The organism is Pseudomonas benzenivorans (assembly GCF_024397895.1).
GTDB lineage: Bacteria > Pseudomonadota > Gammaproteobacteria > Pseudomonadales > Pseudomonadaceae > Aquipseudomonas > Aquipseudomonas benzenivorans_A.
Map to the genome: position 1 here is coordinate 1,385,150 of NZ_CP073346.1, position 22,492 is coordinate 1,407,641.

General features: G+C 65.4%; 19 protein-coding genes. 4 read left to right on the forward strand and 15 right to left on the reverse strand.

The features are described 5' to 3' along the window. Position 1 precedes the first annotated feature (1 nt). The 5 genes from KDW96_RS06545 to KDW96_RS06565 form a co-directional block, all read right to left on the reverse strand. Entirely contained in the window at positions 2-295 is a 294-nt protein-coding gene (locus KDW96_RS06545) for a hypothetical protein (RefSeq protein ID WP_255839630.1), read from the reverse strand. A 60-nt stretch (positions 296-355) separates the two neighbouring features. After that, positions 356-1,612 carry a tyrosine-type recombinase/integrase gene (locus KDW96_RS06550; protein ID WP_255839631.1) on the reverse strand — a complete coding sequence of 419 codons (1,257 nt, stop codon included), beginning with the start codon at positions 1,610-1,612 and terminating at the stop codon, positions 356-358. Between the two features lie 301 nt (positions 1,613-1,913). After that, positions 1,914-3,494 (reverse strand): glutamine-hydrolyzing GMP synthase, encoded by a 1,581-nt coding sequence (gene guaA / locus KDW96_RS06555; protein WP_255839632.1) that lies wholly within the window; start codon positions 3,492-3,494, stop codon positions 1,914-1,916. A gap of 80 nt (positions 3,495-3,574) precedes the next feature. Further along, positions 3,575-5,044, reverse strand: a complete 1,470-nt coding sequence (guaB, locus tag KDW96_RS06560; RefSeq protein WP_255839633.1) for an IMP dehydrogenase — start codon at positions 5,042-5,044, stop codon at positions 3,575-3,577. A gap of 133 nt (positions 5,045-5,177) precedes the next feature. Next, positions 5,178-5,729, reverse strand: coding sequence for a sugar ABC transporter ATPase (locus KDW96_RS06565; RefSeq protein ID WP_255839634.1), 552 nt, complete (start codon positions 5,727-5,729; stop codon positions 5,178-5,180). Positions 5,730-5,833: 104 nt separating this feature from the next. Between KDW96_RS06565 and xseA the strand changes: the two genes are divergently transcribed. The 4 genes from xseA to leuA all read left to right on the forward strand — a co-directional run bounded on the left by xseA (position 5,834) and on the right by leuA (position 11,498). Further along, positions 5,834-7,213 carry an exodeoxyribonuclease VII large subunit gene (gene xseA, locus KDW96_RS06570; protein WP_255840487.1) on the forward strand — a complete coding sequence of 460 codons (1,380 nt, stop codon included), beginning with the start codon at positions 5,834-5,836 and terminating at the stop codon, positions 7,211-7,213. 53 nt (positions 7,214-7,266) lie between these two features. After that, positions 7,267-8,088 carry a peptidoglycan DD-metalloendopeptidase family protein gene (locus KDW96_RS06575; RefSeq protein WP_255839635.1) on the forward strand — a complete coding sequence of 274 codons (822 nt, stop codon included), beginning with the start codon at positions 7,267-7,269 and terminating at the stop codon, positions 8,086-8,088. A 155-nt stretch (positions 8,089-8,243) separates the two neighbouring features. After that, entirely contained in the window at positions 8,244-9,503 is a 1,260-nt protein-coding gene (locus tag KDW96_RS06580; RefSeq protein ID WP_255839636.1) for a mechanosensitive ion channel family protein, read from the forward strand. A gap of 324 nt (positions 9,504-9,827) precedes the next feature. After that, on the forward strand, positions 9,828-11,498 hold the full coding sequence (leuA, locus tag KDW96_RS06585) for a 2-isopropylmalate synthase (protein WP_255839637.1): 1,671 nt from the start codon (positions 9,828-9,830) through the stop codon (positions 11,496-11,498). Positions 11,499-11,611: 113 nt separating this feature from the next. Here leuA and KDW96_RS06590 read toward each other — a convergent pair whose 3' ends face one another. The 10 genes from KDW96_RS06590 to rlmN all read right to left on the reverse strand — a co-directional run bounded on the left by KDW96_RS06590 (position 11,612) and on the right by rlmN (position 22,472). Next, positions 11,612-12,406, reverse strand: coding sequence for an amidohydrolase (locus KDW96_RS06590; protein WP_255839638.1), 795 nt, complete (start codon positions 12,404-12,406; stop codon positions 11,612-11,614). After that, positions 12,394-13,542 (reverse strand): pyridoxal phosphate-dependent aminotransferase, encoded by a 1,149-nt coding sequence (locus tag KDW96_RS06595; RefSeq protein WP_255839639.1) that lies wholly within the window; start codon positions 13,540-13,542, stop codon positions 12,394-12,396. Before KDW96_RS06595 ends, KDW96_RS06590 begins: the two co-directional genes overlap by 13 nt. 118 nt (positions 13,543-13,660) lie before the next feature. Then, positions 13,661-15,136 (reverse strand): ribosome biogenesis GTPase Der, encoded by a 1,476-nt coding sequence (gene der / locus KDW96_RS06600; RefSeq protein ID WP_255839641.1) that lies wholly within the window; start codon positions 15,134-15,136, stop codon positions 13,661-13,663. 128 nt (positions 15,137-15,264) lie between these two features. Continuing rightward, a complete protein-coding gene (bamB, locus tag KDW96_RS06605; protein ID WP_255839642.1) occupies positions 15,265-16,416 on the reverse strand; it encodes an outer membrane protein assembly factor BamB in 1,152 nt (383 codons plus the stop codon). After that, positions 16,409-16,990 (reverse strand): tetratricopeptide repeat protein, encoded by a 582-nt coding sequence (locus tag KDW96_RS06610; RefSeq protein ID WP_255840488.1) that lies wholly within the window; start codon positions 16,988-16,990, stop codon positions 16,409-16,411. Before KDW96_RS06610 ends, bamB begins: the two co-directional genes overlap by 8 nt. 104 nt (positions 16,991-17,094) lie before the next feature. Continuing rightward, the gene (gene hisS / locus KDW96_RS06615; RefSeq protein ID WP_255839643.1) at positions 17,095-18,384 is read right to left on the reverse strand and encodes a histidine--tRNA ligase; all 1,290 of its coding nucleotides are present in this window, start codon (positions 18,382-18,384) and stop codon (positions 17,095-17,097) included. Positions 18,385-18,418: 34 nt separating this feature from the next. After that, the gene (gene ispG / locus KDW96_RS06620) at positions 18,419-19,531 is read right to left on the reverse strand and encodes a flavodoxin-dependent (E)-4-hydroxy-3-methylbut-2-enyl-diphosphate synthase (RefSeq protein ID WP_255839644.1); all 1,113 of its coding nucleotides are present in this window, start codon (positions 19,529-19,531) and stop codon (positions 18,419-18,421) included. Position 19,532: 1 nt separating this feature from the next. Then, the gene (locus tag KDW96_RS06625) at positions 19,533-20,552 is read right to left on the reverse strand and encodes a RodZ domain-containing protein (RefSeq protein ID WP_255839645.1); all 1,020 of its coding nucleotides are present in this window, start codon (positions 20,550-20,552) and stop codon (positions 19,533-19,535) included. Further along, positions 20,549-21,310, reverse strand: a complete 762-nt coding sequence (gene pilW / locus KDW96_RS06630) for a type IV pilus biogenesis/stability protein PilW (RefSeq protein WP_255839646.1) — start codon at positions 21,308-21,310, stop codon at positions 20,549-20,551. Before pilW ends, KDW96_RS06625 begins: the two co-directional genes overlap by 4 nt. 13 nt (positions 21,311-21,323) lie before the next feature. Continuing rightward, on the reverse strand, positions 21,324-22,472 hold the full coding sequence (gene rlmN, locus KDW96_RS06635; protein WP_255839647.1) for a dual-specificity RNA methyltransferase RlmN: 1,149 nt from the start codon (positions 22,470-22,472) through the stop codon (positions 21,324-21,326). Positions 22,473-22,492 lie beyond the last annotated feature (20 nt).

A 22,492-nucleotide genomic window follows, 5' to 3' on the forward strand; every position in this document is an offset into this window, starting at 1 on the left:
GCTACTCCTCTGCGCCCTCAGCGCCCTCAGCGCCCTCAGCGGTCTGCCGCTGCTTACGGTGCGTGGTGCAGTTGTCGACGACGCGCCGAAGGGCACGCGCATGGTTGCCTGGATTCTTCGGTGTACTCCACACGCTGGTGATGCAGAATTCGCCGCAGCGACACTCTTCATCGTTGTAGGGGCAGTAGATTCGCCCCCAAGCATGGCTACCACCCAGCTCTATGCGCCAGCCCTGCTCTTCGGCATGCCTGAGTGCTTCTTCGACCTCTTTCTTCGAGTGAGAAGGACGGGTCATCAGTGATCTCCAGTATTCGCATGACCGGCAAGGTTGTCAACTGACAACCTTGTACTTTCCTTAAACCGTGGCACTCAACACCGGCACTACAACGCTGTCCGGCAGCAGTTGGGGAACATGAGTGCGGCCATCGATCCAGGCGTCGACCATGTCCGCCCACTCCTGCAGCATGTGCCGGCGCTGCTCCGCGTACTCGGCCTTGTTGTAGACCGAGCGAGAGGAGCGACCATCTTCGTGAGCCAGGCATTTCTCGATCCAGTCGCCGTTGAAGCCCACCTCGTTGAGCAGCGTGGAACCCGTCCTGCGCAGATCGTGGACGGTGAACGGCTCCAACGGCAGGCCTGCTTCCTTCGCACGGGAGGCGATAAGCTGGGTGATGCGGTTCAGGGTGGCGTGCGACATGCAGCGGTAGATGTCATAGCGCGAGGGCAACACATAGCGGGAACCAGCCGCACAGGTGTGCAGCGCCACGAAGATGTCCAAGGCCTGGCGCGACAGGTAGACAACGTGCGGGTTACGCCCCTTCATCCGTTCCTTGGAGATCGTCCAGGTGGCGTTCTCGAAGTCCACCTCGTCCCAGGTTGCCTCGATCAGCTCACTCTTGCGTACCAAGGTCAGCAGCACCAGCCGCAAGGCCAGTTTGATCGTGGGATAAGCAGCGATGGACTCCAGTTGATGGAAGGCCAGCCGAATTTCGGTCGGGCTCAGTGCCCGATCCTTCGGCACGAAAGTGGCGATGGAAGACGACTTAACGTCGTCAGCCGGATTCTCGACCTTCTCGCCATGCAGGATCGCGAACGCGTAGACCTGTTTCACGATGTCGCGAATATGGACCGCAGTTGCCGGCGCTCCTCGAGCCTTTACCTTGGCACACAGGGCTCGCAGATCGTCAGGGGTGATTTCGGTCAGCAGCCGATTGTCGAAGACCGGCAGGATGTCGCGATCGATGATGCTTTTGCGCATCGCGCGCGTGCTGTCGGCCATGCGCGCGCCGGCCAACCACTTCGTCAGCGTTTCACCGAAATTCTTGGCAGCATTGAGGCGCCGCTTAGCGCGCTGCTTCTCCAGGGAGGGAGACTTGCCCAGAGCGACCATGCGCTTGGCATCGAGCAGCTTCTCGCGAGCCATGGCCAGGGAAATGCCAGTTGGCCCATAGCGTCCGATGGTCAGCGTTTCTCGGCGCCCATTGAGACGGTAGTCGTAGCGAAAGGTGACGGTACCGGTAGGCGATACCGTCACGTACATACCATCGCGGTCGGAAGCCTTGTACAGCTTGGACTTGGGCTTGAGATTGCGCAGTTTGGTATCAGTAAGCATCGAGGTTTTTACTCCTGTTCATGACGGCTTTTACCGTCAAGGGTCAGGAGACCTGTTGATGCCGGGAAAGCCGCACGGAGCAAGCTTTCCCAAGGAGCGATTTACCGTCAAAGACCGGTTTTGACCGGATAGTAAACAGAACGGTCTCAATCCGACCGCTGTTTACTACCGTCACCGCTACCGCCAATCCGTTCTGCTAATCGGCGATAGGCCTCGATAACCATTGCAACGAATTTTCTTTTAAATCAACACGTTGCAATTGGCTATCGATACATCTCAATGAGCCCAGAAGGACCCGACATCACTCCCACTCGATGGTGGCAGGCGGCTTGCTCGACACGTCGTAGGTGACGCGGGAGATGCCCTCGATCTCGTTGATGATGCGGTTGCTGACCTTCTCCAGCAGCTCGTAGGGCAGGTGCGCCCAGCGCGCGGTCATGAAGTCGATGGTTTCCACCGCGCGCAGGGCCACGACCCAGGCGTAACGGCGGCCGTCACCAACCACGCCGACCGACTTGACCGGCTGGAACACCACGAAGGCCTGGCTGGTCTTGTGGTACCAGTCGAAGTTGCGCAGTTCCTCGATGAAGATGTGGTCGGCGCGACGCAGCAGGTCGGCGTACTCCTTCTTCACCTCGCCGAGAATACGCACGCCCAGGCCCGGACCCGGGAAGGGATGGCGGTAGACCATGTCGTAGGGCAGGCCCAGCTCCAGGCCGATCTTGCGCACCTCGTCCTTGAACAGCTCGCGCAGCGGCTCGACCAGCTTGAGGTTCATTTCCTCCGGCAGGCCGCCGACGTTGTGGTGCGACTTGATCACGTGGGCCTTGCCGGTCTTGGCGCCGGCCGACTCGATCACGTCCGGGTAGATGGTGCCCTGGGCGAGGAACTTGATGTCGTGCAGCTTGCTCGCCTCGGCATCGAACACGTCGATGAAGGTGCGGCCGATGATCTTGCGCTTCTTCTCCGGGTCGGCTTCGCCGGCCAGATTGCCAAGGAACTGCTCCTCGGCGTTGGCGCGGATCACCTTGACGCCCATGTTCTCGGCGAACATGGCCATCACCTGCTCGCCCTCATGCAGGCGCAGCAGACCGTTGTCGACGAACACGCAGGTCAGCTGCTCACCGATGGCACGGTGCAGCAGCGCGGCGACCACCGAGGAGTCGACGCCGCCGGACAGGCCCAGCAGCACATTGCTGCTGCCGACCTGGGCGCGCACCTGGGCGATGGCGTCCTCGACGATGTTGGACGGCGTCCACAGGGCCTCGCAGCCGCAGATTTCCAGGGCGAAACGCGAGAGGATGCGGCCACCCTGCTTGGTGTGGGTCACTTCCGGGTGGAACTGCACACCGTAGTAGCGACGGTCATCGTCGGACATCGCGGCGATCGGGCAGCTCGGGGTGCTGGCAAGGATGTGGAAGCCTTTCGGCAAGGTGGTGACCTTGTCGCCATGGCTCATCCACACGTCCAGACCGAACACGCCGTCGTCGTCCACGTGGTCCTCGATACCGTCGAGCAGGCGGCCCTTGCCGACCACGTCGACACGGGCGTAGCCGAACTCACGGACGTCCGAGCCCTGCACCTTGCCACCCAGCTGCTCGGCCATGGTCTGCATGCCGTAGCAGATGCCCAGCACCGGCACGCCGAGGTCGAACACCGCGTGGGGCGCGCGCGGGCTGTCGGCCGCATGCACCGACTCCGGGCCGCCGGCGAGGATGATGCCGCGCGGAGCGAAGGCGCGGATGTCCTCGTCGCTCATGTCGAAGGGGTGCAACTCGCAATACACGCCGATCTCGCGCACGCGGCGGGCGATCAGCTGGGTGTACTGGGAACCGAAATCCAGGATCAGGATGCGGTGAGCGTGAATATCATGGTGGGCCATGGCCGTCTCTCGTAGCGGAATTCACAAATGACACGGGGCTGAATCGAACAGCCCCGTGACTTCATAGCAACTCTGTGGCGTTACCCAACACGGTAGTTGGGCGCTTCCTTGGTGATCTGCACGTCATGCACATGGGACTCGGCCATGCCGGCGCCGGTGATGCGCACGAACTCCGGCTTGGTGCGCATCTCCTCGATGGTCGCGCAGCCGGTGTAGCCCATGGAGGCGCGCAGGCCGCCCATCAGCTGGTGGACGATGGCCGCCATGGCGCCCTTGTAGGGCACGCGACCTTCGATGCCCTCGGGCACCAGCTTCTCGGCACCGGCGGAGGAGTCCTGGAAGTAGCGATCCGAGGAGCCCTGGGCCTGGGACATGGCGCCCAACGAGCCCATGCCGCGATAGGCTTTGTAGGAACGGCCCTGGAACAGCTCGACCTCGCCCGGCGCCTCTTCGGTACCGGCCAGCATCGAGCCGATCATCACCGCCGAAGCACCGGCCACGATGGCCTTGGACAGGTCACCGGAGAAGCGGATGCCGCCGTCGGCGACCAGCGGTACGCCGCTGCCAGCCAGCGCCGCGGCGACGTTGGCCACCGCAGAAATCTGCGGTACGCCGACGCCGGCGACGATGCGGGTGGTGCAGATGGAGCCGGGACCGATGCCGACCTTGACGCCGTCCGCGCCGGCCTCGACCAGCGCCCTGGCGGCGTCCCCGGTGGCGATGTTGCCGCCGATCACCTGGACTTCCGGGTAGTTCTGCTTGACCCAGCGTACACGGTCGATCACGCCCTTGGAGTGGCCATGGGCGGTGTCGACGATGATCACGTCGACACCGGCGTTGACCAGCGCGGTGACCCGGTCGCCGGTATCGGCACCGGTGCCCACGGCGGCGCCGACGCGCAGGCGACCCTGGTCGTCCTTGCTGGCCAGCGGGTAGGCCTTGGCCTTCTCGATGTCCTTGACGGTCATCATGCCCTTGAGATTGAAGGCGTCGTCGACGATCAGCACCTTCTCGATGCGGTGCTTGTGCAGCAGCTCGCGCACGGTTTCCTTGTCGACCCCTTCCTTGACAGTGACCAGGCGCTCTTTCGGCGTCATCACTTCACGCACGGTGGCGTCCAGGCGGTTCTCGAAACGCACGTCGCGGGAGGTGACGATGCCGACCAGGTCACCGTTGGACAGCACCGGCACGCCGGAGATGTTGTTCTGCCGGGTCAGCTCGAACAGGTCGCGGATGGTCGCCTCGGCCTCGATGGTGATCGGGTCCTTGACCACGCCGGCCTCGAACTTCTTGACCTTGCGCACCTCGGCAGCCTGCTGCTCGATGGTCATGTTCTTGTGGATGATGCCGATGCCGCCTTCCTGTGCCATGGCAATGGCCAGGCGGGCCTCGGTAACGGTGTCCATGGCGGCGGACAGCAGCGGAATATTCAGCTCGATGCCACGGGTCAGGCGAGTCTTGAGGCTGACATCCTTCGGCAGAACTTCGGAATAACCAGGAATAAGTAGAACGTCGTCGAAGGTAAGAGCTTCTTGACTGATACGCAGCATGGCGGGGGCTCCCAGACGGGAAAATTGGAAGCGCGCCATTATACCCAGGCGCCCCCCTCCACTCAATGCAAAGAATGCACCGAAGACTCAGGGGCGTGCGGCCGCGCGACGAGCTGCGGCCCAGGAGCGGAACTCACGGGTCGACGCTCACCCGCGAGAGCGGAAAACCCAGGCGCTCGGCGAACTCGTCGAGGAAGTCCTGCCTGAACCCGGCCGCTCCCCAGCCGTTGAAGATGAAGCCCAGGTTGGAGAAACCGCAGGGCTGCAGAAACAGGAAGCCGTTGATGTCGTCCTCATGGCCACACTCCGGGCAGCTGAAATTGTCGGTATGGCCCGGCATCCATTCCTCCAGGCTGTCGAACAGGGCCTCGCCGATTTCCCGGCGGCACTGCGGACAGCCGGCCTCCTCGAGAAAGTCCCGGGTCGGCGTGTAGATACAGCGCTTGGTGACGATCTCCAGGCCGTTGATCGTCTGCCCGAACGGCAGCAACTGCGGCTGCTCGACCACCAATCTCGCCCCCGGCGCCAGGGCATGGGCCAGGCCACCGGCAGTGCGACCACAGGGCGTCAGCCGCTCCTCGACTATGCGCCGCTGCACCAGCCAGCGGACGATCGCCCGTGCCCGCGCCTCGTGCCCGGGAAAACTGGAAACCCGCGGCACCAGGATGCTTTGTTGCTCGCCCATGATCTGGTCTGCCTTGAGGGAAAGGCGCGCAGCTTAATGGCGCCGGCGCTGCGGTCAAGCCATCGCCCTATGGCAGGCCCGGCAAAGCCTTTATCATGCCGGCCATGATCAAAGACCCGTTCCAGCGCCTGAACCTCGACCGCGAGGTGCTCAGCGTCAGCCAGCTCAACAACCGCGCCCGCCTGTTGCTGGAGGATGTGTTCGCCAGCATCTGGGTCGAGGGGGAGATCTCCAACCTGGCCAAGCCGGCGTCCGGACACATCTATTTCACCCTCAAGGATAGCCAGGCCCAGGTGCGCTGCGCGCTGTTCCGGCAGAACGCGGCACGGGTGCGACAGGCCCTGCGCGATGGTCTGGCAGTCAAGGTGCGCGGCAAGGTCTCGTTGTTCGAGGGGCGTGGCGACTATCAGCTGATTCTCGATGCGGTCGAGCCGGCCGGCGACGGCGCCCTGCGCCTGGCCTTCGAGGCGCTCAAGGAGAAGCTGGGCGCCGAGGGGCTGTTCGCCGCCGAGCGCAAGGTGCCTCTACCGGCGCACCCGAAACGCATCGGCATCGTCAGCTCGCCCAGCGGCGCGGTGATTCGCGACATCGTCAGCGTGTTCCGCCGCCGCGCGCCGCAGGTCGCCTTGACCCTGATCCCCACCGCCGTGCAGGGCCGCGAGGCCACGGCGCAGATCGTCCGCGCCCTGCAACTGGCCGACCGCCAGGGCTTCGATGCACTGATCCTGGCCCGCGGCGGCGGCTCCCTGGAAGACCTCTGGAGCTTCAACGAGGAGGCCGTGGCCCGCGCCATCGATGCCTGCGCCACGCCCATCGTCAGCGCCGTGGGCCACGAGACCGACGTGTCGATCAGCGATTTCGTCGCCGACGTGCGCGCCCCGACCCCCTCGGCCGCCGCCGAACTGCTGGCGCCCGACTCCAGCGAGCTGGTGCAGCGCCTGCACGGCCTGCAGCGCCGCCTGATGCTCTATATCAAGGGCCGCCTGGCGCGTGAGCACATGCAGCTGGACGGCCTGCGCCGGCGCCTGCGCCATCCCGGCGAGCGTCTGCGCCAGCAGGCGCAGCGCCTGGACGACCTGGACATGCGCCTGCGACGCGCCTTCGAGCGCCAGCTGCACGTCCGCCAGGAGCGCCTGGCGCGCCTGCAGACCCGCCTGGCCGGCCAGCACCCGGAGCGCGCCCTGCAGCTGCTGCGCCAGCGCCTGGCCAGCCTCGCCGAACGGCTGCCACGGGCCATGCGCGAGGGGCTCAAGGAACGCCGCCTGCAACTGCACAGCCAGGTGCAGACGCTCAACGCGGTCAGCCCCCTGGCGACCCTGGGGCGCGGCTACAGCATCCTCCTCGACGACCGCGGCCAGGCCATCCGCCGCGCCGCCGACACCCAGCCGGGCCAGCGACTCAAGGCGCGCCTCGGTGAAGGCGAGCTGGACGTGCGCGTCGAAGACAACCATGTGCAGCCGGCGACCCTGTCGCTGCTGGACTGATGATCCATCCGGCGGAAGAAAATGGTCTCGTCCGCCCCCAGCTGGGGAATCCCATGCGCTTTGCCCTGCTCGTCCTCACCCTGTGCCTCGCCCTGCCCGCCCAGGCCGATGGCTTCATCACCCGCCTGCTGAACCAGCCGGTGCCCGGCGGGGTCGCGGTGATCGACCTTGGGCCGGGCACAGATGCGCCACGAGTCCGCTACCAGGACAGACCGGTGCTGGTGATCCACGAGGACAGCCAGCGCTGGATCGCCATAGTCGGCCTGCCCCTGAGCGTCCGCCCCGGCAACCAGCAGGTCGAGGTGGACGGCCGGACCCAGAGCTTCCAGGTCGGCAGTCGCCACTATGCCGAGCAGCGCATCACCCTGAACAACCCGCAGCAGGTCAACCCCAACCCGGCCAACCTCAAGCGCATCGAGCGCGAGCTGGCCGAGCAGACCCGCGCCTACCGCCAGTTCAGCCCGCGCCAGCCGAGCAACCTGCTGTTCGATCGGCCGGTTGCAGGTCCACTGTCCAGCCCCTTCGGCCTGCGCCGCTTCTTCAACGGCGAGGAGCGCAACCCGCATTCCGGCCTGGACTTCGCCGCGGCGCGTGGCACGCCGGTCAAGGCGCCGGCGGCGGGCCGGGTGATCCTGGTCGGCGACTACTTCTTCAACGGCAAGACGGTGTTCGTCGACCACGGCCAGGGCCTGATCAGCATGTTCTGCCACCTCTCGGCGATCGACGTGAAACTGGGCGAAGAGCTGCCCCGCGGCGGCGTGCTCGGCAAGGTCGGGGCCACCGGCCGCGCCACCGGGCCGCACCTGCACTGGAACGTCAGCCTCAACGACGCGCGCATCGATCCGGCGATCTTTATCGGCGCCTTCAAGCCCTAACCGCAATACCGCGCAAGACTCCGATAACGGCAAACACCGGCCCGCTTTGCTAAGGTGCGCCCTCGTCGCCGGCCCGCCCTCGAGCTGAGCGCCCTGCGCAAGACGCGAGGCGTGCGCGCAGCGCGACCGTTACCCCGCAGCGAACGAGGATCGTCATGAAGGAACACTACGCCACCACCCTCCAATGGCTCGAGCGCTACCCGCAGCTGCACAGCCTGATCAGCCTGGGCCTGCTGGTCCTCGGCGCCTGGATCGCCAACTGGCTGGTCAAGCGCATCCTCCTGCGCGGCCTGTATCGGGCGCTGGAGGCCACGTCCGTGGGGCAGGACCCGGCCATCGCCGAGTCGAAGATCACCGCGCGCCTGGCCAATATAGTGCCGGCGCTGATCCTCTCCGCCGGCATCGGCCTGGTACCGCACCTGCCCGAGGCCGCGGTCACCGTGGTCGACAACGTCTGCAGCGCCTTTATCGTGCTGACCGTGGCCCTGGCGCTCAGCGGCGCCCTGGGCCTGCTCAACAGTTTCTACGAGCGCCGCCCGGACGCCCACCTCAAGCCGATCAAGGGCTACATCCAGCTGCTCAAGATCGTGGTCTTCGCCATCGCCGCGATTCTCGTGATCGCCACCCTGATCGACCGCTCGCCGCTGATCCTGCTGTCCGGCCTCGGCGCCATGGCCGCGGTGCTCATGCTGATCTTCCAGGACACCCTGCTGTCACTGGTGGCCAGCGTGCAGATTTCCTCGAACGACATCATCCGCGTCGGCGACTGGGTGGAGATGCCGCAGCTCAACGCCGACGGCGACGTCATCGACATCGCCCTGCACATGGTCAAGGTGCAGAACTGGGACAAGACCATCACCAGCATCCCGACCAAGCGCTTCATCAGCGACCCGTTCAAGAATTGGCGCGGCATGCAGGAGTGTGGCGGCCGGCGGATCATGCGCAACCTGTACCTGGACCAGACCAGCATCGCCTTTCTCGAGCCGGAGCAGATCGATCGCCTGCGCCGCCTGACCCTGCTTGGCGAGTACCTGCAGAACAAACAGAACGAGCTTCAGGAGTGGAACAGCGCCCTGGCCGATGCCGGGAAAGAGCCGGCCAACACCCGCCGGGTCACCAATATCGGCACCTTCAGGGCCTACGTGGAGCACTACCTGCGCCAGCACCCCGGGGTGCATCAGGACATGACCCAACTGGTGCGCCAGCTCAACCCGACTGCCAACGGCCTGCCGCTGCAGCTCTACTGTTTCGCCAACACCACCGCCTGGGCACGCTACGAGGGCATCCAGGCGGACATTCTCGACCACTTGCTGGCGATCCTCCCGGCGTTCGGTCTACGGGTGTTCCAGCACCCGAGCGGGGCGGACATGCGCGAGCTGGGACGCCAGCAGGCGGCGGCGAACACGCCAGTCTGAGTACTTCGTTCTGCCCGGCCGAGGAAGACCCCGTCCGGGCAAAAGCGCTGCGCAATCGGAGCCAGCCCTCAAGCAACTCTGCGCAATAAAAAACCACCTGAACAGCCAAAATAGCGGTTTCTACCAATTTTTTCACAATGCTTGCCAGCATTGGCCGCCATGGTTAGGGTTGACGCCATGAACGCTACCCATACCCTCATCCTCCTGCGGCAACACGCCAATCTCTGCCTGGTCAGCCAGCGACTGCGTGGCTAACGCCCCTCCTTTCTGATCTCGCCGATTTTGCCTGGCCCCTCAGTGGCCGCCGCCAACAAGGATTTTTCCATGAGCATGCTCAAAGACCCGTCCAGCAAGTACCGCGCCTTTCCCGCCATCGACCTGCCCGACCGCACCTGGCCGTCGAAGACCATCACCGAAGTTCCGGTGTGGTGCAGCTCGGACCTGCGCGACGGCAATCAGTCGCTGATCGAGCCGATGGATGCGCAGAAGAAGATGCGCTTCTTCAAGACTCTGGTGCAGGTCGGCATCAAGCAGATCGAAGTGGGCTTCCCCTCCGCCTCGCAGACCGATTTCGACTTCGTCCGCGAGCTGATCGAGGGCGGGCACATCCCGGACGACACCACCATCCAGGTACTGACCCAGGCCCGCGAAGACCTGATCACCCGCACCTTCGAGTCGCTCAAGGGCGCGAAGAAGGCCATCGTTCACGTCTACAACGCCACCGCGCCCTCCTTCCGCCGCATCGTCTTCAACCAGGACAAGGCCGGCGTGGTGAATATCGCGGTGAACGCGGCGCGGATCATCAAGGACCTGGCCGCCCGGCAGCCACAGACCCAGTGGACCTTCCAGTACTCGCCGGAGATCTTCACCTCCACCGAGCTGGAGTTCGCCGTGGAGGTCTGCGACGCGGTGCTCGACGTCTGGCAACCGACCCCGGACAACAAGGCCATCCTCAACCTGCCGGCCACCGTGGAGGTGGCCACCCCTAACGTCTACGCCGACCAGATCGAATGGTTCTGCCGCCATATCAGCCGCCGCGACAGCGTGCTGATCAGCCTGCACACCCATAACGACCGCGGCACCGGCGTGGCCGCCAGCGAACTGGGCCTGATGGCCGGGGCCGACCGCGTCGAGGGCTGCCTGTTCGGCAACGGCGAGCGCACCGGCAACGTCGATCTGGTCAACCTGGCGCTGAACCTCTACACCCAGGGCATCCACCCCGGCCTGGACTTCTCCGACATCGACGCGGTGCGCAAGGTGGTCGAGGAGTGCAACCAGATTCCGGTGCACCCGCGTCACCCCTACGTCGGCGACCTGGTCCACACCGCCTTTTCCGGCTCGCACCAGGACGCCATCCGCAAGGGCTTCACCCAGCAGGACCCGGACGGCATCTGGGAGGTGCCCTACCTGCCGATCGACCCGGCCGACATCGGCCGCAGCTACGAGGCGGTGATCCGGGTCAACAGCCAGTCCGGCAAGGGCGGCATCACCTACCTGCTGGAGCAGGAGTACGGCATCAGCCTGCCGCGACGCATGCAGATCGAATTCAGCCAGGTGGTGCAGAAGGAAACCGACCGCCTGGGCCTTGAGATGAGCGCCGCACAGATCTACCAGCTGTTCGACCGCGAGTACCTGCAGGCCAGCGCGCCCTACGCCCTGAAGAGCCATCGCCTGCAGGAGGAGAATGGCACCAGCGCGGTCGACGTGGAGATCGTCGCCGGCGGCGAGAGCCAGCATTGGCGCGGTATTGGCAAGGGTCCGCTGGAGGCTCTGGTGGCCGGCCTGCCGGTGGCCGTGGAGATCATGGACTACTGCGAGCACGCCATAGGCGCGGGCACCAACGCCAAGGCGGCGGCCTACATCGAACTGCGGGTGGACGGCGGTCGTGCCCTGCATGGCGTGGGCATCGACGAGAACCTCACCACCGCCAGCTTCCGCGCCCTGTTCAGTGCGCTGAACCGCGCCCTGAAGCAGGTCGAGGCCCAGGCCGCCTGAAGCACTCGGCCAGACCGAACGACGCCGGGCACTGCCCGGCGTTTTCGTTTCTGCAGGATGGGCCATGCACAGCGAACCTCATCGACCCTGGGTATCGCTGCAATCAACTCAGGCTAGGGCTTCAGCTCGAAGGCATCGGCATCCAGATAGGCCGGAAAACGCTCGCGGTAGGCCGCCAGTGCCGCGCCAGACAGGGCGAAGCGGAACACCCCGCCAGCCGCCTCGGCGTTGAGCAGCGCTTCGCCCTGGAAGTCCAGGACCTGGCTGTCGCCGCTGTAGGCGTGGCCCTTGCCGTCCTCGCCAATGCGGTTGACCGCCGCCACGTAGCACAGGTTCTCGATCGCCCGGGCCGGCAGCAGGCGGTTCCAGTGCTGGCGCCGCGCGGCCGGCCAGTTGGCGGTGTAGAGCAGCAGGTCGGTGTCACGGGGATCACGGCTCCACACCGGAAAGCGCAGGTCGTAGCAAATCAGCGGGCGGATCTGCCAACCCTTGAGCGCCAGCAGCTGCTGCTGATCACCGGCAGCGTAGTGCTTGTGTTCACCGGCCATGCGGAACAGGTGACGCTTGTCGTAATGCGCCAGCGAGCCGTCCGGGCGCGCCCAGAGCAGGCGATTGCGGTAGCTGCCGTCGGCCGCCTGGATGATCAGGCTGCCGGTGACTACCGCCTGCAGGCGGCGGGCCTGCTCCTGCAGCCAGACAGTGCTCGGGCCGTTCTCCGGCTCGGCCAGGCTGGCCGAGTCCATGGAAAAACCGGTGCTGAACATCTCCGGCAGCACCACCAGATCGACGCCCTCGAGGGGCGCCAGCAGCGTTTCGAAATGCGCCCGGTTGGCCGCCGGGTCGTGCCAGGCCAGCTCGCTCTGCACCAGGGCCAGCTGCAGGTCGGGTAACAGGCTCAGATCGCGCATAGCTTCTCCGCGGCCTGGCGCAGGGTGTCCTCGCGCTTGGCAAAACAGAAGCGCACCAGGCGCAGGTCCGGGGGCGGCAGCTGGTAGAACACCGAAACCGGAATGGTCGCCACGCCGTGCGCGCGGGTCAGCCACTCAGCCATGGCGACGTCGTCCAGGTCGTCACGGATCGCCGAGTAGTCGGCCAGCTGGAAATAGGTGCCGGCGGCGCGTTGGAAGGTGAAGCGCGAGTCGCCCAGCAGGTCGCAGAACAGGTCACGCTTGGCCTGGTAGAAAGCCGGCAACTCCTCGACATGCTCGGGGTGCTCGGCCATGAAATCGGCCAGCGCCCACTGCAATGGCGTGACGCCACAGAAACTCACGTACTGGTGCACCTTGCGCAGCTCGGCGGTGAGCGCCGGCGGCGCCACCACGTAGCCGGTCTTCCAGCCGGTGACGTGGTAGGTCTTGCCGAACGAGCTGACCACGAAGGCGCGCCGGTACAGTTCCTCATGGGCCAGGATGCTGGCGTGGCGGGCGCCGTCGAACACCAGGTGCTCGTAGACCTCGTCGCTGACCAGGTAAATGTCGCGGTCGCGGATCAGCGCCGCCAGCTGATCCAGCTCTTCGCGGGAAATCAGCGCACCGCTGGGGTTGTGCGGGCTGTTGAGGATGATCAGGCGGGTCTTGGCGCTCAGCGCCTCGCCCAGCCGTTGCCAGTCGATGGCAAAGCCAGGCAGCGCCAGCGGCACGTGCACGCAGCGGCCGCCGGCCAGTTCCACCGAGGGCTCGTAGCTGTCGTAGCAGGGGTCGAAGACGATCACCTCGTCGCCCGGGCGGATCAGCGCCTGGATGGCGCAGAAGATGCCCTGGGTGGCGCCGGGGCTGATGGTGACCTCGTTGTCCATGTCGACCCTGCGGCCATAGCTGCGGGCGATCTTCGCCGCCACCTGCTGGCGCAGCGCCGGCAACCCGGCCAGCGGCGCGTACTGGTTGTGGCCGGCGGCGATGTGCCGGCCGACCGCGTCGCGCAGCGCCTGCGGGCCTTCGAAGTCGGGAAATCCCTGGGACAGGTTGAGGGCCCCGGTCTCGGCGGCGAGCTGGGACATGCGGGTGAAGATGGTGGTGCCGACATTCGGCAGCTTGCTGTGGATCATGACGTCTTCCTGCTGATCACCGCGAACGGCTGGCGGTGCCGAAGGGCCAGGATAGCCGATCGACCGGGCACGAAAAAGGCGCCCGCAGGCGCCTTCCGTTAGAGCGGGGCGGCCGGGATCAGCGCTTCTTGTCCTTGCGCTTCTTCTCGGCCTTCTTGTGGTGACTCATCAACCGGCGCTTCTTGTTGACCTGACGATCGGTCAGGGTGTTCTTCTTGTCCTCGTAGGGGTTCTCCCCGCCCTTGTACTCGATGCGGATCGGCGTGCCGACCAGCTTGAGCACGCGGCGGTAGGTGTTCTCCAGGTAACGGGAATAGGCGCGCGGAACCGCGTCCACCTGGTTGCCGTGGATCACGATCAGCGGCGGGTTCGCGCCACCCAGGTGGGCGTAGCGCATCTTGATCCGGCGGCCGTTGACCATCGGCGGCTGGTGCTCGCGCACCGCGTCCTCGAGGATCTGGGTCAGGCGACTGGTGGGCCAGCGGGTGATGGCCGACTGGAACGAGGCCTGCACAGACTTGTACAGGTGACCGACACCGGTGCCATGCAGCGCCGAGATGAAGTGGATGTCGGCGAAGTCGACGAAGAACAGCCGGCGCTGCAGCTCGGTCTTCACGTAATCGCGCTCGCCGGGCTCCATGCCATCCCACTTGTTCAGGGCGATGACCAGGGCGCGGCCGCTTTCCAGGACGAAACCGAGCAGGTTGAGGTCATGGTCGACCACGCCCTCGCGGGCATCCATGACGAACACCACCACGTTGGAGTCCTGGATGGCCTGCAGGGTCTTGACCACCGAGAACTTTTCCACCGCCTCGAAGATCTTGCCGCGGCGGCGCACGCCGGCGGTGTCGATCAGGGTGTACTTCTCGTCGTCGCGCTCGAAGGGAATGTAGATGCTGTCGCGGGTGGTGCCGGCCTGGTCATAGACGATCACCCGGTCCTCGCCGAGCATGCGGTTGACCAGGGTCGACTTGCCGACGTTGGGCCGGCCGATGATCGCCAGCTTGATGCCATCCTTCTCGCTCGGCCCGGGAATACGCTTGGCTTCCTCGCCCTCGGCCACCTCTTCGGCCTCCTCGCCCTCCTCCGGCTCGCCGGCGTCCTTGGGGAAGTCACCCAGCACCGCCTCGAGCATCTGGGTGATGCCGCGGCCATGGGCGCCGGCGATCGCCAGGGCCTCGCCCATGCCCAAAGGGCTGAACTCGGCGCGGGCCAGATCGGGATCGAGGTTGTCGACCTTGTTCACCACCAGGAAGCTGCGTTTGTTGCGCTTGCGCAGGTGCTCGCCGATCATCTGGTCGGAGGCCGACAGGCCGGCCCGGGCGTCGACCAGGAACAGCACGGCATCGGCCTCTTCGATGGCCTGCAGGGACTGCTCGGCCATCTTCGCGTCGATGCCCTCCTCGTCACCGGAGATGCCCCCGGTGTCGATGACGATATAGGTGCGCCCCTGCCACTTGGCTTCGCCGTACTGGCGATCGCGGGTCAGGCCGGATAGGTCGCCGACGATGGCGTCGCGGGTCCTGGTCAAGCGGTTGAAGAGGGTGGACTTGCCGACATTCGGACGGCCCACCAGGGCAATTACGGGAACCATTAGGCTCTCCACTACGTTATTTCAGAAAATACAAAGGCCGCTGCCTGGGCAGCGGCCGGAATTCACAACTCGGGCCGGCTCACCCCACAGCGTCGCTGTGCAGCATAGCCAAGCCCGCTAGCGGCCGGTCACTTGATGGTCAAGGCAACCAGTTTGCCACCGTTACCGTAGGCGTACAGCCAGCTGCCGACCACCAGCGGGCGGGCCCGCAGGCCGTCGCTGTCGACACGCTTGCGGCCGACGAAACGACCATCCACCTGGCTGATCAGGTGCAGGTAGCCTTCCAGATCGCCGAAGGCGACGTAGCTGGAGAACACTTCCGGCGCCGACAGCTGACGGCGCGCCAGGGCGTCATTGTTCCACAGCGCCGAAGCCGAGCGCTCGTCGATGCCTTCGACACTGCCGTCGGCCAGGCTGACGTAGACGTTGCCGAAGCCCTGGGCCACGCCGACCGAACTGGAGGCCTCGCGCTGCCAGAGCACGCGACCGCTTTCCAGCTCCAGCGCCGCCACGCGGCCCTGGTAGCTGACGACGTAGAGGGTGCCACCGGACAGCAGCAGGCCGCCGTCGATGTCGACCACCCGGTCCAGTTCCGAACGCCCCTGGGGAATGGCCACGCGCTGCTCCCAGACCGGCAGGCCGCGCTGGGTATCCACGGCGATGACCTTGCCGCTGGACAGCCCGGCGATCGCCAGACGGTTGGTCAGCACCGGACTACCGGTACCACGCAGGGTCAGTACCGCCGGGGTATTCTCGAAGATCCAGCGCTGCTTGCCGCTGTCGGCATCGAAGGCAATCAGGCGGTCGTCCTGGGTCTGCACCAGCACCACGTCGCCATTGACCGCAGGCGCCGCCAGCACCTCGCTGGTGACGCGCGAGCGCCACTTCTCATCACCGGAGGCAGCGTCCAGGGCGATCACCTCGCCCTTGAGGGTACCCAGCAGGACCAGGCCATAACCCGCGCCGACCGCGCCGGAAACCGGTGCCTCGAGGTCCTGCTTCCAGATCACCTTGCCGGTCAGGCGGTCGAGCGCCATGACCAGGCCTTCGACGTCAGCGGCGAAGATGCGCTCGCCGTCGACGGCGGGAACCAGCATATTGAAGGTCTCGCCCTGGCCTTCGCCGATCGAGCGGCTCCACTCCTCCTGCAGCACCACTTCTTCTTCGAAGTCGCTCAACTCGGCGGGCGGCAATTCCTTCTTGGTGTTGCTGCTGCAACCCACGGCCAATACGGCCAGGGCCAGCAGTGCGGCATTCTTCCAACGCATCACGTCACGCATCCCCTTTTGCCAGGTCGTCGAGCTTCATCTGCAAACCGCCCACTGCGGCGTCTTCGGCCAGTGCAGCCTTGGCCTTCAGGTAGGCGGCATGGGCCTCATCGTCACGCCCCAGCTTCACCAGCAGGTCGCCCTTGAGCTCTTCGCGGCTGGCCAGGTAGGCCGGCTCCGCATCGCCCTCGAGCAGCGCCAGCGCCTTCTCGGCCTGGTCCTGCGCAGCCAGGACACTGGCCAGACGCTGACGCGCCAATTCGGCCAGGGTGTCGTCGGCCGGCGAGTCGACGATCACCTGCAGCTCGCGGGCGGCGTCGTCCAGCTTGCCGGCCTCGACCGCAACTTTGGCGACGAACAGGCTGCCGTACTGGGCGTAATGGCTACCGCCGAATTCGTTCTTGAGCTGGTTGCCCAGTTCGGCGACCTTGGCGGCGTCCGGCTCGCCCGCCGGAGTCAACGCGGTCTCCAGCAACTGCTGGTAGAGCATCGAGGCGTTCTGCGCCTGGCTGGTCTGGTATTTCTGCCAGCCCTGCCAGCCGACCACCGCCACCAGGGCCAGTACCGCACCAGTCAGCAATGGCATGCCGTTGCGCTGCCACCATTCCTTGATCACCGCCAGCTGTTCTTCTTCGGTACGCGATTCCACCCCAATACTCCTGTTCGCTAAATCGGCGTGTGCTTGATGCGTTAAACCTGCTCGAGGCAGGGTGCCAGACGCTCGGCGAGAGCGTCCCAGGCGATGGTTTGCTGCTCGCCCTGATCGCGCAGCGGCTTGCAACCTACCACTCGCTGGGCCAGTTCGTCTTCACCCAGAACCAGCGCGAAGAGCGCCCCGCTCTTGTCGGCCTTCTTCAACTGACTCTTGAAACTGCCGGCCCCGGCGTTGACCTGCAGGCGCAAGCCCGGCAGCTGGTCGCGCAGACGCTCGGCCAGAACCAGCCCCGCCAGCTCCGCCGCCTCGCCGAAGGCGCACAGGTAGACATCGACCTGGCGGGCGATTTCCGCCGGCACCTTGTCCAGGGTCTCGATCAGCAGCACCAAGCGCTCGATGCCCATGGCAAATCCGACGCCCGGCGTCGGCTTGCCGCCCATCTGCTCGACCAGGCCGTCGTAGCGGCCACCGGCGCACACGGTGCCCTGGGCGCCGAGGCTGTCGGTGACCCACTCGAACACGGTCTTGCTGTAGTAGTCCAGGCCGCGGACCAGCTTGGGGTTGATCACATAGGGGATGCCGGCGGCATCCAGGCGCGCCTTCAGGCTCTCGAAGTGGCTGCGCGAATCCTCGTCCAGGTAATCCGCCAGCCGCGGCGCATCGGCCAGCAGCGCCTGGGTTTCCGGGTTCTTGCTGTCGAGCACGCGCAGTGGATTGCTGGTCAGGCGACGGCGGCTGTCCTCGTCGAGCTGATCGGCCCGCGCCGACAGGTACTCGACCAGCGCCTCGCGGTAGACCGCGCGGGCCTGGCTGGTGCCCAGGCTGTTGAGCTCCAGGCGTACCGCCTCGCGAATGCCGAGCAGGCCCCAGAGGCGCCAGGTCAGCACGATCAGCTCGGCATCGATGTCCGGGCCGTCGACATTGAACACTTCCACGCCGATCTGGTGAAACTGGCGGTAGCGGCCCTTCTGCGGACGCTCGTGACGGAACATCGGGCCGATGTACCACAGTTTCTGGGATTGCCCGCCACCGGCCAGGCCGTGCTCCAGCACCGCTCGCACGCAGGCCGCGGTGCCTTCCGGACGCAGGGTCAGGGAGTCGCCGTTGCGGTCCTCGAAGGTGTACATCTCCTTCTCGACGATGTCGGTGACCTCGCCGATGGAGCGCTTGAACAGCTCGGTGAACTCGACGATCGGCATGCGGATCTGCCGATAGCCGTAGCCGTCCAGCAGACGTGCCACGCGCTCTTCGAAGTAACGCCAGAGCGGGGTCTGCTCGGGCAGGATGTCGTTCATGCCACGGATGGCTTGCAGGGACTTGCTCAATTCGATTCCTTAGCTATTGCAGGTACGCAGGGACTCAGCTGCGCACGATCAAGGCGGCATCTGCGGCGACCTTCTCGGCCGCCTTCTGGCGGATCAGCCTTTCCAGCTCATCCACCAGGTTGTCATTGTTGAGCTTCTGCGCCGGCTTGCCGTCGATGTACACCAAGTTGTTCGGCGTGCCGCCGGTCAGCCCGACATGGGCTTCCTTGGCCTCCCCCGGACCGTTGACCACGCAGCCGATCACGGCCACATCGAGGGGCACCAGCAGGTCTTCGACCCGTGCCTCCAGCTCGTTCATGGTCTTGACCACATCGAAGTTCTGCCGCGAGCAGCTCGGGCAGGCGATGAAGTTGATGCCCCGCGAGCGCAGGCGCAAGGACTTGAGGATGTCGAAGCCGACCTTGATCTCCTCGACCGGGTCGGCGGCCAGGGAGATGCGAATGGTATCGCCGATGCCCTCGGCCAGCAGCATGCCCAGGCCCACCGCCGACTTCACCGTGCCGGAGCGCAGGCCGCCGGCCTCGGTGATGCCCAGGTGCAGGGGCTGCTCGATCTGCTTGGCCAGGAGGCGATAGGCTTCGACCGCCATGAACACGTCGGAGGCCTTGACGCTGACCTTGAAGTCCGGGAAGTTCAGGCGATCCAGGTGCTCCACATGGCGCAGCGCCGACTCGACCAGGGCCGCCGGGGTCGGTTCGCCGTACTTCTTCTGCAGGTCCTTTTCCAGGGACCCGGCATTGACCCCGATGCGGATTGGAATGCCCTTGTCCCGCGCAGCCTCGACCACCGCGCGGACGCGGTCCTCGCGGCCGATATTGCCGGGGTTGATGCGCAGGCAGTCGACGCCCAGCTGGGCCACCCGCAGGGCGATCTGATAATCGAAGTGGATATCGGCAACCAGCGGCAGGGCGACCTGCTGCTTGATCTTGCCGAAGGCCTCGGCCGCGTCCATGTCCGGCACCGAGACCCGCACGATATCGGCCCCCGCCTCTTCCAGGCGGCGGATCTGCGCCACGGTGGCAGCCACGTCGTTGGTATCGGTGTTGGTCATGCTCTGCACCGAGATGGGCGAATCACCGCCAACCGGTACCGAGCCGACCCAGATTTTCCGCGACTGACGACGCTTGATCGGCGATTCGCAATGCATGTTATTGCCCACCCAGCTTCAGGCGCGCGGTCTCGCCGGTGACGTAGGGCGAGACATCGACCGCCTGGCCGTTGTAAGTCACTTGCGCGCCGCGGGCAAAGCCCAGGCGCAGTTCCAGCGGCGCCTTGCCGGCCAGCCGCAGACTGTCGCCACTGCGCTTCAGTGCGCTGACCAGGACCTTGCCGTTGGCGTCGGTCAGCTGAGTCCAGCAATCGGCGGTGAAGCGCACCTCGACGACGCCCTCGCCGGAAGCGGCCACCGGGACCTCGGCCGCCTGCTCGGCGGCGGACGCCGCCACTACCGGCTCACTGGTCGCCGGCGCGTCTTGCGCCTGGGTCACCGGCTCAACCGGGGTTTCCAGCGATGCGCCCGGCGCAGGCGCCGGGTTCTCGGTCACAACCGCCTCAGGAGCCGGCTCGGTCAGTTCCTGGGTGGCCACCTGCTCGCCCTGCTGCAATGTTGCGCCTGGCAGGCTCAGCTCGCTCGACTCCTGGGCCGCGACCACAGCCTGGTCCTCCGGCTCGTCAAGCGCGTGAATCTGCGTGGTGCCGTCGGCACCCTCCACTTCGACGTGCTCGAGGCTGGTCGCCGGTTCCTCGGCAGTACGCTGGGCCTGTTCCTGCCACCAATAGAGGCCGACGCCGGCCAATGCCAGCAGCAATGCCAGACCGACAAAACGCAGGATGTGCTGCGAATGGCTCAACGGTTGCTCGATGCGGCCGAGGCTGTGCACGTTGCTGCCCGCCGCACTGCTGCCGGTGAACTGGTCGAACTCCAGCACCAGGCGCGCCTGGTCCATGCCCAGCAGCTTGCCGTAAGCACGGACGTAGCCCCTGGCGAAGGTGTGCCCCGGCAGTTTGTCGAAGGCACCGTCCTCGATCTGCCCCAGGCGCTGGGGCGTCAGGTTCAGCTGGGTTGCCACCTCGGCGATCGTCCAGCCCTTGCTTTCGCGACCGATGCGTAGGGATTCGCCTGGATTGACGTTTTGCGCCACTGCTTCTTCAGAATGCGCCGCTTTCATCTTTGCTCCGACAGGTATTGCTGATATTCCGGTGTCCCGGGATAAAGACGTTTCAGCTGCAGACCGAGGCTGGCCGCAGTGTCGCGGTCCTCGAAGATCGCCGCCAGCCGCGCCCCCAGCAGCAGGCTGCGGGCGTTCTGCTCGGCCAGTGCGCTGAAGCTGTCGTAGTAGCGGCGGGCCGGCACGTACTGCCGATCCTCGAAATGCAGCTGCGCCATCTCCAGCAGGGCTCGCGGCTGCCGGCTGTTGAGGCGCAGGGAACGCTCGAAATAGGTTTTCGCCTGCTCGCGCTGCTCGAGCATCATGGCAGTCATGCCGAGGTTCTCGAATACACGCGAGCGCTCCGGGTAGAGATTGTCCCGGGCGGCCTGCTGATAGCGCTCCAGCGCCTCGTCGTAACGCTTCTGTTCGAACAGGAAACTGCCGTAGTTGTTCAACAGGCGAGCATCGTCGCCGCGCTGCGACAAGGCCTTGCGATAGTGTTCGTCAGCCAGTTTGGCTTCCATCTCGATCTGAAACACCAGCGCCAGGGCGGCGTGGGCATCGGCGCTGGACGGATCGAGCTCCAGGGCTTTCTTCAACGGCACCTTGGCCCGCTCACTCGCCCCTTGCTGCAGGTAGCCCAGCCCCAGATGGACATAGGCGTCACGCGCCTCGTCGCGCCCCTTGTCGGTTCTCATCGGGTCGACGGCGCCGGTCGATACGCATCCGGCCAGCAGGCTGGCGATTAGCAAGAACAGCGCTGGGCGCAGGGTCATGGGTTTCCTCTCTTCAGGTTCGATTGGCGGAGGACGGCGTGGTGTCCGCCTCGCTGCTCAATTCACGCACGGCGATATAGCGCGCGCTGCGACGGGTACGGTCCATGACCTGACCGACCAGTTGACCACAGGCGGCGTCGATATCTTCGCCACGGGTGGTGCGCACGGTGACGTTATGCCCGGCCTTGTGTAGCAGGTCCTGGAAACGGCGGATGGCATTATTGCTCGGCCGCTCATACCCGGAGTGGGGAAAGGGATTAAACGGAATCAGGTTGATCTTGCAAGGCACATCCTTGAGAAGTGCGATCATCTCCTCAGCATGGGCCGGCTGATCGTTCACATCCTTGAGCAGGGTGTATTCGATGGTCAGCACCCGCTTTTCGCCAAGACGCGACACGTAGCGCTTGCAGGCGGCCAGCAGCATCTCCAGCGGGTATTTCTTGTTGATCGGCACCAGCTGGTTGCGCAGCGCGTCGTTGGGCGCGTGCAACGACAGCGCCAGTGACACGTCGATGACTTCACCCAGCTTGTCGATCATCGGCACCACGCCCGAGGTGGACAGGGTCACCTTGCGCTTGGAGATGCCATAACCGAGGTCGTCCATCATGATCTTCATGGCGGCGACCACGTTGTCGAAATTCAGCAGCGGCTCACCCATGCCCATCATCACCACGTTGGTGATGGCGCGATCGATCTTCGCCGGCACGGTGCCGAAAGACTTGTTGGCGATCCACACCTGGCCGATCACCTCGGCGGCGCTCAGATCGCTGTTGAAACCTTGTTTGCCGGTGGAACAGAAACTGCAGTCCAGCGCACAACCGGCCTGGGACGAAACGCACAGCGTGCCACGCCCGCCTTGCGGAATGTACACGGTCTCGACGCAGCTGCCCGAGGCCACCCGTACCACCCACTTGCGTGTGCCGTCGGTGGAAATGTCTTCGCTGACCACTTCCGGGCCGCGAATCTCGGCACAGGCCTTGAGCTTCTCGCGCAAGGCCTTGCCGACATTGCTCATGGCGTCGAAGTCATCGACGCCAAAGTGGTGAATCCATTTCATCACCTGGCCGGCACGGAAGCGCTTTTCTCCGATCTGCTCGAAGAACTGCTCCATTTCTGGCTGGGTCAGACCCAGCAGGTTGATCTTGCCGGTAGCTTCAGTCATGGCTTCACCCTCGCGTGTTT

Excerpts from the sequence above, each read along its gene's own strand:
- KDW96_RS06595 (WP_255839639.1), bottom strand. The coding sequence starts at position 13,542 with ATGATCCACAGCAAGCTGCCGAATGTCGGCACCACCATCTTCACCCGC.
- bamB (WP_255839642.1), bottom strand. The coding sequence starts at position 16,416 with ATGCGTGACGTGATGCGTTGGAAGAATGCCGCACTGCTGGCCCTGGCC.
- rlmN (WP_255839647.1), bottom strand. The coding sequence starts at position 22,472 with ATGACTGAAGCTACCGGCAAGATCAACCTGCTGGGTCTGACCCAGCCA.
- KDW96_RS06610 (WP_255840488.1), bottom strand. The coding sequence starts at position 16,990 with ATGCCATTGCTGACTGGTGCGGTACTGGCCCTGGTGGCGGTGGTCGGC.
- KDW96_RS06580 (WP_255839636.1), top strand. The coding sequence starts at position 8,244 with ATGAAGGAACACTACGCCACCACCCTCCAATGGCTCGAGCGCTACCCG.
- guaA (WP_255839632.1), bottom strand. The coding sequence starts at position 3,494 with ATGGCCCACCATGATATTCACGCTCACCGCATCCTGATCCTGGATTTC.
- guaB (WP_255839633.1), bottom strand. The coding sequence starts at position 5,044 with ATGCTGCGTATCAGTCAAGAAGCTCTTACCTTCGACGACGTTCTACTT.
- xseA (WP_255840487.1), top strand. The coding sequence starts at position 5,834 with ATGATCAAAGACCCGTTCCAGCGCCTGAACCTCGACCGCGAGGTGCTC.
- KDW96_RS06625 (WP_255839645.1), bottom strand. The coding sequence starts at position 20,552 with ATGAAAGCGGCGCATTCTGAAGAAGCAGTGGCGCAAAACGTCAATCCA.
- pilW (WP_255839646.1), bottom strand. The coding sequence starts at position 21,310 with ATGACCCTGCGCCCAGCGCTGTTCTTGCTAATCGCCAGCCTGCTGGCC.
- KDW96_RS06575 (WP_255839635.1), top strand. The coding sequence starts at position 7,267 with ATGCGCTTTGCCCTGCTCGTCCTCACCCTGTGCCTCGCCCTGCCCGCC.
- KDW96_RS06565 (WP_255839634.1), bottom strand. The coding sequence starts at position 5,729 with ATGGGCGAGCAACAAAGCATCCTGGTGCCGCGGGTTTCCAGTTTTCCC.
- KDW96_RS06550 (WP_255839631.1), bottom strand. The coding sequence starts at position 1,612 with ATGCTTACTGATACCAAACTGCGCAATCTCAAGCCCAAGTCCAAGCTG.
- KDW96_RS06545 (WP_255839630.1), bottom strand. The coding sequence starts at position 295 with ATGACCCGTCCTTCTCACTCGAAGAAAGAGGTCGAAGAAGCACTCAGG.
- ispG (WP_255839644.1), bottom strand. The coding sequence starts at position 19,531 with ATGCATTGCGAATCGCCGATCAAGCGTCGTCAGTCGCGGAAAATCTGG.
- KDW96_RS06590 (WP_255839638.1), bottom strand. The coding sequence starts at position 12,406 with ATGCGCGATCTGAGCCTGTTACCCGACCTGCAGCTGGCCCTGGTGCAG.
- leuA (WP_255839637.1), top strand. The coding sequence starts at position 9,828 with ATGAGCATGCTCAAAGACCCGTCCAGCAAGTACCGCGCCTTTCCCGCC.
- der (WP_255839641.1), bottom strand. The coding sequence starts at position 15,136 with ATGGTTCCCGTAATTGCCCTGGTGGGCCGTCCGAATGTCGGCAAGTCC.